This is a genomic window from Streptomyces sp. NPDC050085 (assembly GCF_044460595.1).
Taxonomy (GTDB): domain Bacteria; phylum Actinomycetota; class Actinomycetes; order Streptomycetales; family Streptomycetaceae; genus Streptomyces.
Genome location: NZ_JBITJZ010000001.1, coordinates 1,758,292 through 1,769,554 on the forward strand (window position 1 = coordinate 1,758,292; position 11,263 = coordinate 1,769,554).

General features: G+C 68.2%; 6 protein-coding genes. 2 read left to right on the forward strand and 4 right to left on the reverse strand.

What is annotated here, in order from left to right; all coding sequences use genetic code 11:
- Positions 1–30 precede the first annotated feature (30 nt).
- Positions 31–1,122 (forward strand): Lrp/AsnC family transcriptional regulator, encoded by a 1,092-nt coding sequence (locus ACIBUY_RS07620; RefSeq protein WP_365566471.1) that lies wholly within the window; start codon positions 31–33, stop codon positions 1,120–1,122.
- A 940-nt stretch (positions 1,123–2,062) separates the two neighbouring features.
- Here ACIBUY_RS07620 and ACIBUY_RS07625 read toward each other — a convergent pair.
- The 4 genes from ACIBUY_RS07625 to ACIBUY_RS07640 form a co-directional block, all read right to left on the reverse strand.
- Positions 2,063–3,205 (reverse strand): hypothetical protein, encoded by a 1,143-nt coding sequence (locus ACIBUY_RS07625; RefSeq protein ID WP_399152076.1) that lies wholly within the window; start codon positions 3,203–3,205, stop codon positions 2,063–2,065.
- A gap of 180 nt (positions 3,206–3,385) precedes the next feature.
- On the reverse strand, positions 3,386–4,372 hold the full coding sequence (locus ACIBUY_RS07630; RefSeq protein WP_399152077.1) for a tyrosine-type recombinase/integrase: 987 nt from the start codon (positions 4,370–4,372) through the stop codon (positions 3,386–3,388).
- 162 nt (positions 4,373–4,534) lie between these two features.
- A complete protein-coding gene (locus ACIBUY_RS07635; RefSeq protein ID WP_399152078.1) occupies positions 4,535–4,741 on the reverse strand; it encodes a helix-turn-helix domain-containing protein in 207 nt (68 codons plus the stop codon).
- Between the two features lie 228 nt (positions 4,742–4,969).
- Positions 4,970–5,599, reverse strand: a complete 630-nt coding sequence (locus ACIBUY_RS07640; protein ID WP_399152079.1) for a tyrosine-type recombinase/integrase — start codon at positions 5,597–5,599, stop codon at positions 4,970–4,972.
- A gap of 857 nt (positions 5,600–6,456) precedes the next feature.
- On the opposite strand from ACIBUY_RS07640, the gene pglW reads away from it, so the two are divergent.
- The gene (gene pglW / locus ACIBUY_RS07645; protein WP_399152080.1) at positions 6,457–11,193 is read left to right on the forward strand and encodes a BREX system serine/threonine kinase PglW; all 4,737 of its coding nucleotides are present in this window, start codon (positions 6,457–6,459) and stop codon (positions 11,191–11,193) included.
- Positions 11,194–11,263 lie beyond the last annotated feature (70 nt).

The following is an 11,263-nucleotide window of genomic DNA, read 5'->3' on the forward strand; positions in this document are numbered from 1 at the left end:
TCGACCGGAAGTGCCCCTACGATCCGGTCCGTGACCGGAATCTCTGGAGAATTGCAGGAAAACATCTCGGAAGGAGCCGCAGCACCTGATTCCCGCGAGACAGGCGGGGGTGCTCCGTTCTCCGAACTGGACCTGGCCCTCGTCGATGCTCTCCAGGCCGCTCCCCGGGCACCGTGGTCCCGGATCGGCCGGGCGCTCGGCGTGGACGCCACCACGGCGGCCCGCCGCTGGGAACGACTGCGCGCGAACGGCCTGGCCTGGGTCAGCGCGTACGACTCCGCGAAGGCGGCCACCGTCGCCTACGTCGAGGTGAGGTGCCGGCCCCGGGCCCTGGAATCCGTCGGCGCCGCCCTGGCCGACATGCCCTGGGTCTTCAGCGTCGACGAGACGGCCGGCGACTTCGATCTCCTGGCGTCGGTCGTCGCGGCCGACCTGCCCGCCCTCGGCCGCTCGGTGCGCGGCCTGATCGGCGGTCTGAAGGGCGTACGGTCCACTCGCACGCGCCTCGGCATCACGCTGTACAGCGAAGGTGGCGACTGGCGGATGCGGGCCATGGAGCCCTCCGGCCACGCGGAGCTCTCCACCGCGCGCACCTCACACCCGACCACGTACAGCGCCCACATGCACCATCGACCGCCGCCCGAGGACCAAGCCCTCCTGGAAGTCCTCGGCCGCGACGGACGCCTCGGCTACACCGACCTGGGCGCCACGACCGGCATGAGCGAACACACCGCCCGGCGCCGGCTTCAGCGGATGATCCGGGACGGGGACATCACCTTCCGCTGCGACTTGGCCCACCCCCTCGCCGGGCTCTCGACGGTCGTGCTCTACCGCACCGCGGTCCCGCACACCCACCTCGAAGCCACGGGCAACGCGCTGGCCCGGATGGAAGAGGTGCGCCTGGCCGTGTCCGTCAGCGGTTCCGACAACCTGCTGGTGATGGTCTGGCTGCGCGGCCTGCACGCCATCGACCCCTTCGAAGCGCACCTCGCGGAACGCCTCCCGCATCTGAAGGTCAGCGACCGCACCGTCTTCCTCCACTCCCGCAAACGCATGGGCCGACTCCTCGACACCACCGGGCGTGCCGTCGGGCACGTCCCCTTCTCCCTGCCGCAGGTCTGACCCCGGTGCCTGCCGCGCCTCACACTCTCCCCGCCCCATCTGCCGAGAGCCGTCCGCCGCCGGTTCTCCAGGGCGTTCTGGACGCGGGCCACATCAGTGGCGTAGGTGCGGTGGAGGAGCGTGAGGACGATGCCGTTGACGAGTACGAGGACGACGAGCCCCCACAGAAACACCGAGCGCAGTCCGAAGGCGTCGCCGAGGAAGCCAGCCCCGAGGCTGAACGCGTCTGGCGATGACGAGGGCCTCGAAGAGGCTGAGGCAGACCAAACGCCGTGGCCTGGCTCGCGTTCACGGACGCGTACCTCCGACACCTCACCGAGTCCACCTCAGCGCCGAAGCCGCCTACGCCGCCGAAGGCCAGTAGGGCCGCCCTCGAGCGTTTCCTCGGCCACTGGAGCCCCTACGGGCCCTGCTCCTACTGAGCCCTCAACGCCACCAATGACCCGCGGATTTTCACCAAGGGACAGCAAAGCCGGAACCCCGACAGTCATACCCGACCTACCGTCACCTGCGCGAACAGCCGCCTGATGCCCCATCGGAACGTACGTCAAACGTGCGTCACGTGCGTCGCAAATGCGTCAAGATATCGCCCGTAACGCCCACAGCGCACATAATGCACACTCGGCGAAACCGCAGGTCAGGCGCCCTTCTCGGCAGGCTCAAGAATCGCCACGCACTCCACATGATGCGTCATCGGAAACACGTCACATCACGAAGGACATGGCATACCTGCAGGTCAGGTGCCATTCTTCGACCTGCCAGAGGAGCCTTCGGGTGCTTCGAGCGTCAAATGAGCGTCACGACAGGCCGGAGCAGCTTCCTCACGTAATCGCTTCGACCAGGACTGCCGACAGGGCGTCGGCCGTTCCACGCCTTGCGGAACTCCTTCCTGTCTCGGTGGCTGTCGCGCCACACGTAGGCGCAGTAGAACAGGCTCATATCACCCTCGCCCACGCCGTTCCGGTCCGTGAGGGCTCCATCCCCTGAGGTGTGGTTCAAGCTCCTCTGACGTGGCTTCACGCGTGCGGGGCATGCCGGGAAGTCCACTCAGAGGGTCCACCGACTTTACATATGCCCATGCCCACTCCAACCAGCGTCGGGCTGAGTCCAGTGCCGGCTCGTCCGCGGTACCGTCCAGTTCTTGGATACGACGTTCCAGCGCCACGCAGTACGCGCTGAGGGCGGCCGCTTCCTGCCACCCTCTGGCCTCTTCACGCAGCACATGGGCAAGTTGTTCGCGAACAGCTTGTTGCTTCGCCACAGCCAAGGCCGCCCGCCAACGAACCTCACGTTCTGCCATGGCCTGCTGTTCATCCTGCCGACGCTGATTGTCCTGGGCGGCTCGCGCTTCAATCTCCCCGAGGATCACGCCGAGGGCTTCTTCAAGTGTCCGGCTCTTCCGGTCCCGCCAGCGACCGGGCCTGTCGCCCAGACCGTGGGCAAGCTCCAAGACGAGACGGGCAGAGCGCTCCGGATTCGTGGACTCTGGGAACTCCTGCCTAGCGGAGACGGTGTACGCGAGGCCGTCGACAGTGACGTCCACTCCGCCCTCGCGCGGGTGGAAGGCGGACCCCGCCTTCCGCACCTCATACCCTCGCCGTACCGCCTCAGCCGCGAGCCCCTGCAGCAGCAGAAGCGCCCTGCGGCGCAACGCAGGCGGCATCACCAGCCGAATCTCATCGTCTTTGAGCGTCGCCACCACCGGATGCAGGTGTCCCAGGCGTGCGGGAACCGGTGCTGGTTCTCCGGCTGCCTTCGGCCGCTGACTCCGCGCGTTGGGATGCGGGCCGTCCGCAAGGAACAGCTCCAGCCCCGGCCCACCGTAAGGGACCTTCTCGATACGCCGGCCCGCCGGCTCCATGCCGTGACGCTTCGCATAATTGACGACGCGCCGCCACTCCGCGACCTCGTCGTCATCCGGCTCGGCGATCCGCACGCGTCTCTCGGCGACGAGCCGCTCGATCAGTTCCTGCGCCTTCGCCCGCCTGGCACGCGCGACGGGTCGCTCGCTATAGGGCGACCGAGGCTGCGCAAGCTCCGTCGGCTCACCGCCGTCAGCGACCACAGAGTCGTCGTCGATCATCAGGAAGCAACGATCCCGCATCGCAGCGGTCGAACGCCAGCCACTTGACATCAGGCGTCGAGCAATCTCGTCGACAACGGAACTCTTGGCGAGTCTCCTGCGGCGGTTCCATCCGGGCCGATCACCAGTGCACCCGCATACGACTTCGCCCCGTCCGCTGCGGACGGGGCGAAGCAACGTTTATGCGGCGATGGTGAGTGGTGCCTCCATGCGCTCCCAGGCGCCGAGCACGGCCTTGTGCGCGTCGGGCTGGAGGTGTGCGTAGCGCTGGGTGGTCTGGAAGCTCTCGTGGCCGAGGAGGTGCTGGACCTCGTACAGCGAGACGCCCTTCTGCACGAGCCACGAGGCGCAGGTGTGGCGCATGGAGTGGGGCGGGTAGTGCGGGACGAGCTGCTGCTCGCCGTCATCGTCGAAGTAGTAGGCGTTGTCGACGGTCGGCCACCAGATCTGCCGTCGCCAGTTTCCGTCGTTGAGGAGGCGGCCAGCCCGGCCCTTGGTGAGGGTGGTGAACACCACGGCATCCCGGTCGAGCCGGTGAATGTGGCGCTCCAGCGCCTCCAGGACGTGCGGCGGAAGCGGCACTTCGCGGCGGCTCTTGGAGCTCTTCGGGTACTCCTTGATGCCGCTCTTGGTGTTGACCTCGACGACGAACAGACGGGAGCGGCGCTGGTCGATGCGGTGGCGGTGCAGCCCGGAGAGCTCGCCCCATCGCAGGCCGGTGTAGAAGCCGAGCAGGCACATCGTCCGCCACACGGTGGGGAGTTCGTCCAGGATTCTCTGCGCCTGGTCGAGCGTGAACCACTGCGGCGGTTTGACGGCGATCTGAGGCAGGTCGATGCTGCGGCAGGGGCTCACCGCGATCACGTCGTCGTCGACAGCCGCGCGCATGATGGAGGAGGTCAGGTTGTAGGCCCGCTTGATGGCCGCCGCCCCGGCGCCCTTGTCGATCAAGGAGCGGATCCAACTCTGCACATCCATGCGGGTGATGGCCCGCATCTCCCAGTCGGCCCAGTGGGGCATGACATGGTTCTTGATACTCGACCCGTCACCCTGCAAGGTGTGGGGCTCGACGACGCGGGCGTCCCACCACCGGTCGTGCCAGTCGCGGAAGGAGGTCTCACCCACGCGCGGGTCACGCAGACCCCCGCGGGCGAACTGGGTCTCCATCTCAAGCCCCCAGGCGCGCGCCTGCGTCTTGAGGGGAAACGATTCGCTAAAACGATCACCGAGCCGGTTGCGTACCGTCGCCTGCCAGTTGCCGGTCTTCAGCTTGCGTAGGTACAGCCCAACTCCTCATGTCGGTACGGAAGGCCCTTCGGTGGGCCGGGGTCAGCGGCGCGGTCTCGGTGCTGCGACGGCGCGGCTGGAGATGAATTCGTCGAGGCCGGCGGCGGGGACGCGGATTCGCGAGCGGCCCGTGCCGGTGCGCAGATCGACGACTGGAAGGTCGCCTGCGGCGATAAAGCGGTAGATGGTGCGGCGGTCGACGTCCAGGGCGGCGGCGACGGCGGGGATGGACAACAGGCGTGCGGGCATGGGTGAGTCCTTGGCGGGGAGACGGGAAGGAGCGCGGCGCACAGGCGGCCGCGTGGCCGGTCCGGGTGAGGCAGGCCGTCATGCCCTCAGTCGGGGACGGGGCGCGGCACGTCAGGGGAGCGGCAGGACCCCTGAAAACAGGAGCCAGACAGGAATGGGCCGGAAGGCGTGCGGAACGGGTCCGCGGGCGGCGGCGCTCCCCCGATCGACAGGAGCGCCGACCTGAGTTCACCGCGTAGTCGGCTCCAGAAGGCAAGCTGCCTGAGCAGCGGGCTCCGAGTCGATCTCGGTCGCTTCGAGACGGAAGCAGTACGGGTAGCGGAGCGCCAACCAGGCCGGGGTCACGCCGGCGAGCTTGGCCACCTTGGCGACGTCGACGCCCAGCCTTAGCCACCGCACCAGGGAGGAGTCCCGGAGGATGTCGACCGGCTCCCCCAACCGCCAGTCCAGCAGCTTGTCGTGCGGCAGCACGGCCTCTTGCGCCTGCTCCCACACCCGCTCGTACGCGGCTGCCGTAAGTCGTCCACCGCGCGAGCCAGGGAACAGCAGATCGTCGTTCTGGAGGCCATCCTCGTCGATCCACCCGCGCACGAACGTGGCGAACTGAGGTCGCAGCTGAACCACTCGATCCTGACCTCGATGGCGAGCTGTCAGCTCGCCAGAACCACCCGAATGAAGGACAACATCGCGAACACGCAGGGAGCGGGCTTCACTCGGACGAAGTGCCCCCTCAGCCAAGGTGGCCAGGAAGGGGTACACCGAGCGACTCCCGCCCGCCTGCTGGCGTATCCAATCCAACAGCGAGAGAACTTGCCTCTCGGAAAGTATCCATTCCTCATCCAATGCATCGACCAGCACAGCAGTGAACTCCTCAGGGAAATAGGGGATTCGTCGCACGAGGACCGCTTGACAAGGACAATCGTCCACACAATCCCCGGTTTCGGTAACCGGGGATCCCGTGCTACAAAGACAGGGGCCCGTCCATTGGCCCGTGCGGAGTTTCCCGTCGCGTCATGCCGATTGCATGCACCCGCGACTAACCCGCCGACATCAAGGTTCACTTGAAGCAGCCGAACTAATCCAGTCCCTTGGCGACCCAATACGTCTGCCGTCGGCGAACTGCTCCTGAGGCAGAATTCACTGCACAAAAGTTGCTAAATTAGGGCAAACTGCACCGCAGGGCTCGCGAGCAGGGTAGGCGCCTTCTAAGCGCCTGCCCTATCGGTCACCCCACCGACGCACCGTTCAGCTCGTCCAGCACACACAAGTGCGCACCAAGCGACAGCATTGAGGAATTGGGCAGCTGCCACCACCGACTGCCCCTTTTCTGTATAGCGCCTCATACGCGAGGTTGACCGCATCTTCTCCTCAGTCGAAAATCGACCAGGCATTACCCTCCAGCACGGGCAGAATTTCACGCACAGTCGACCCGCCAGCGTTTTATGCCCATCTTCGGGGATCGTCAGGTCGCCAGCCAGGCGGTCCACCGCCCGAAGTCGCGGGCACTCCCGCTTGCAGCAACCGCAGCACGTGGCCGTCCGCCGGAACCCTCACATCGCGGTCGTTCGCGCGGCCCGTGGCCCATGCAGCACGCACTCATGACCGATCCATCCCCCTGTGTCAGTCCCTCCCCTTAGGATTTGCAGGGGTTCAGTTGAGGCGGTGTCGCCTGTGAGAATCCGGCGGGGTAGGCGCGCGAGCAGACGGAGAGCGGCATGCGGGAAGACCGGTGGACGACAGTCACCGAGTCCGAGTACGAGCACGAGCGCCGCGGCCTTGAGGCGATCCGTCGGCGTCTGCCGGACGAGGAACCTTGGCGTGCCTGGTCGAACTTCACGTTCACTGCGACCAGCGGTCACGTGCGGGAGATCGATCTTCTGGTGACGGCTCCAGCCGGGGTGTTCCTGATCGAGCTGAAGGACTGGCACGGCTCGGTACGCGGCGGTGGCAACGACTGGGTGCAGACCACGCCCGGCGGGACGATGCGACGGCACGGCAACCCACTGCACTTGGCGAACCGTAAGGCCAAGGAGCTGTCGGGGCTGGTCAACGGCGACGCACGGGGCCCTGGGTCCCGGCCGCGAATCTGGGTGGGTGAGGCAGTCTGCTTCACCGACGACAGGCTGCAGCTGACGCTCCCGACCGCCGACATGAACGGCGTGTTCACGGTCAAGCAGCTCGTGGAGATGCTCGCCGAACCCCCGTCCGACGCCCGGCACCGGATCACAGCGGAGACGTCCCGTCGCGTCGAGGCCGCCCTGAAGAGACTCGGTATCGCCTCGATCCGCCGCCAGCACGAAGTCGGCGGATATCTCCTCGACGCCAAGGCGTTCGACTCCGGTCCTACCTGGGCCGACTATCGCGGTCGTCACTCCCAGCTGCACGACCTGGCGAGGGTTCGGATCTTCCTCAGCGAACGGGGGGCTTCCGACGACGCCCGCCGCTCCGTGGAGCGGGCCGCCGCACGCGAGGCCACGGTCCTCAGCCGGTTCCGGCACCCCGGTGCAGTGCAGCTGAAGACCTATCTGCCCTCCGGGCATCCGGCCGGTCCGGCGATCCTCTTCGACTACCACCCTGAGACGCTGCGCCTGGACGATTACCTCGTTGAGCACGGACAGCGGCTCAACCTTGAGGGACGCCTCGCCCTGGTACGCCAGCTCGCGGAGACGGTGCGCTCCGCGCACTCCCGCCGGATTCACCACCGGACTCTGTCGGCGCACGCCGTGCACGTCGTACCACAGGACCGCGGGCCGCGCGGGCGGGAGCTCGGCGAGGAGCAGCGTTGGCTCCGGCCGTGGATGCAGATCGCGGACTGGCAGATCGCCACAGGGCAGAGCGCGAGCAGCGGTCGCCCGCTGACCCTGGCACCCACCCATATGTCGGGTTCCCACGTCTCTGAACAAGCCGACCCGTATCTGGCCCCAGAGCTGCGTCTCCCGAAGGCCGATCCAGTGCGTCTGGACGTGTACGGGCTCGGGGTGCTCACGTATCTGCTGATCACCGGGCAGGCGCCGGGCGCGAACCAGGGAGAGGTCCTGGCGCACCTCGAAGCCGGCGGAAGCCTGCGTCCCAGCGCGCTGGTCGACGGACTGCACACTGACATCGACGAACTGGTCGAGGCGTCTACCGCGTACGAGCCGAGCCGACGACTGTCCACGGTCGACGATTTCCTCGAGATGCTGGAGTACGTCGAAGAGGCGTTCGCCGACGAAGCTTCGGCGGACGACGACAAGGCCGTAGGCGCTACCAGTAGCGGGGCTGGGAACAGCGGTGACGGTGCAGAGCCCGGTGGAGAACCGGACGAGCCCGAGAGGGACCCGTTGGAGGCGGTGGCCGGCGACGTGCTGGCAGGCCGCTGGGAAGTCCTACGCCGACTCGGCACGGGATCGACGTCGCGGGCGTTCCTGGTGCGGGACCTGGCAGGCGAGCCGCGCCGCAGCGGTGCCCTGCCGGTGGCAGTGCTCAAGGTCGCGCTGAGCGACGCCAAGCACTCGGTTCTGGACCGGGAGGCGGAGGTCCTGGGCCGTATCCACCGGGACTCCAGCATCATCTCGCTGTACGAGCCGGAGCCGCTCACGCTGGCGGGGCGCCGCGTCCTGGTCCTGGAATACGTGGGCGACAGCCGCGAGCACCGCGAGGACACCACAGGGGCGGGCGGCGTGGCGAAGGGACCGCGTCGCCGCGAGGACACCGTCGCCCGCCAGTTGCGGGACAACGGCCGCTTGGGCATGGACCAGTTGGAGGCGTACGGGAAATACCTGTTCGGCGCGGTGGACCACCTGGAGGCGGAGGGGATCTGGCACCGCGACCTCAAGCCGGACAACATCGCGATCCGTATCCGTGGCAACGGCACCCGGCAGCTGGTCCTGATCGACTTCTCACTCGCCGGCTACCCGGCCAAGGAGATCGAGGCCGGCACCGAGGGATACCTCGACCCGTTCGTGGGCGTCGTCACGCGCGGTACCTACGACGGGCACGCCGAGCGTTACGCACTCGCGGTCACCCTGCACGAGATGGCGTCGAACGAGTTGCCGCGCTGGGGCGACGGCTCGGTAACCGCCCGTCAGACGGACGCGGAGAAGTGGCCGTACCCGCAGCTCGCCGCCGACGCCTTCGAACCGGCTGTGCGAGACGGTCTGGTGGCGTTCTTCCGCAAGGCGCTGGCCCGGGATGTGAAGGACCGCTTCAGTGACCTGAAGCCCATGGAGCGTGCCTGGCAGCGCATCTTCCTGGATGCGCAGCGCACGACGGCGCCGAGCAGTGGTCACACGGAACAGTCCGGGCGCAACGCGGCGGTCGGACAGGACGAGACGGCGAGTGGTCATCCGCAGCGTCAGGCACAGATCGGGAGGGAAGACGACGACGCCTCCGCCGAGCAGATCCGCGACCAGCAGGCCGAGCGCGCTGACCGCTCCACGTCACTGTCGGTGGCTGGTCTGACGCAGTCGGCGCAGTCTCAGCTGTTCGCCATGGGGCTGAACACGGTCGGGGACGTCCTGGACTACTCGGCGCGCAAGTTCCTCACCGCGCCGGGCATGGGCTCGCGTACCCGGGAGGAGATCCAGCGCCGGCAGAAGGAGTGGAACGCCCGGCTGGGCAAGGCCGCCCCCGCGCCACTGAGTCCGGAGGCCCGCAAGGCGGCAGGCCAGGAGCTTTCGGAACTGGAGCGCGCACTCGCCGACACCGTCGCGGTCGCTGGCGAAGGAGTGCGCTCTCCGCTCGTGCTCGGCGCACTCAGCCTGGATGCTCTCGCCTCCCGCCTGGTGCCCAAGCCGTCCGGTGGCAGCGCCAAGTCGAACGCCACCGAGCGCGAAGCGATCCGGCTGCTGCTGCGACTGCCCGACGAACGGAGTGTGCTGCCGGGCGACCTGGCCTGGGTCCGTCAGCTGGACGTGGCCGACGCGGTAGGGCTGACGCGGGGCCGCATTCCGCAGATCGTGAAGAAGGCCCGCGAGCGCTGGTTCAACGATCCGGCACTCGGCCTGCTCCGCGACGAACTCGTGGAGCTGCTCGCCGAGCGTGGCCGGGTCGTCCCCGCCGTTGAGATCGCCGACGCGCTGATCGCCCGGCGCGGCACCCAGCTGCCCGAGCGGCGCGAGAGGCGGGCATTGGCCCTGTCAGTCCTGCGCGCGCTGGTCGAGCGGGAGAGCTGGGACAACGAGACACCACAGCTCTTCCGCTACTTCCACGCCCGCATGCCCAGGGGAGCCGCCCCGGTACTTGGGCTGCTCGCCCTCGATGTCCGCGAGGGCGTGGACGGCCCGGACACTCCGACGGGGCCAGCCCTGCAGGAGTACGCACTGAACCTGGGCGCGAAGGCCGACAAGCTGGCGGCGCAGGAGTCCTTGCCGACGGCGAGCACGGTCCTCACCGACCTCGACGCGGTACGCCGCCCGCCCGGCACCCTCAACTGGGACGAGCGCCGCACCGCCGAAATCGCGGTCGCCGCCTCCACCCAGGCCGCACTCACCCCCCGCCTGGAGATCTATCCGCGCGACCTGGGCCTGGTCCGTGCACTGCGCATCACGCAGGCCGGTGTGGTCGCCGTGCAGCCGGGCGTCGAAGAGGACCGACAGCCGGGCCTGACCGTGTCCGACCTGCACAAGCGGGTCACCACCCGCTTCCCCGAGCTGGGCACCGACCCTCTGGCTCCGCGCGAACTGCCCACTGGCAGCGCACTGGTACGAGACCTGAAGCAAGCCGGTTTCGAACTGAAGCTGGCCACCCGCTATGACGGCGTGCTCCGCCTGATCCCCGACCGCCCCGCTGATGGCTCTACCGCGGGTCTCACCTCGGCGAGCTGGGGCGCATCAGCGGCCCGGCGATCCGCCCCGACCCGGTACGACGAGGACGCTGCGGTCGCCGCCGCCGTCAAGGCCGACCAGCGTCTGGTCCACTCGGCCCGGCAGGACGGCTTCCGAATTCTGACCGTGCCGCAGCGCCGAGTCGAGGAAGCGGTACAGCGACTGTCCGAGGCGCCGTACGGGGCCCAGCCGCTCTCACTCACCGGGGTGTTCGTCACCGAGCTGCGTGGTGTGGTGGGCGAGACGCCGAAACCGACCTGGGAAACCGTGCTCAAGGCGGACGCCTCCGAGGCCGGCAGCCGTCCGCACCAGCAGCTGCGGGTGCGTACCGACAAGGCGTGGGGGCGGGTCGAACCGAAGCTGCGGGAGTGGTTGGCGACGGCCGGCTCCGCTGGCTCAAGTTCGGGTCCTCTGCTACTCACCGACACGGCGGCCCTGGCCCGGTACGACGCGCTCGACCTGCTCAGCCGCCTCGCGGAGACCGCACGGGAGGGCGGCCGTCCGCTGTGGCTGCTCGTCGCCGCGTCCGACCCGGCGCGTGCGCCGCGCCTAGCCGGGCAGAGCGTGCCGTACCAAGCGGGGTTCGACGAGTGGATCGTCGTGCCGGACGCGTGGGTCGGGCGCCGACATCTGGCGCCAGAGGCGTGAGCTAGCGACTCCGGCGGGGCCGTTAGACCCAGTCCTTGGTCCTGGTTCTCGCCGTTGTTCTCGTCCTTAT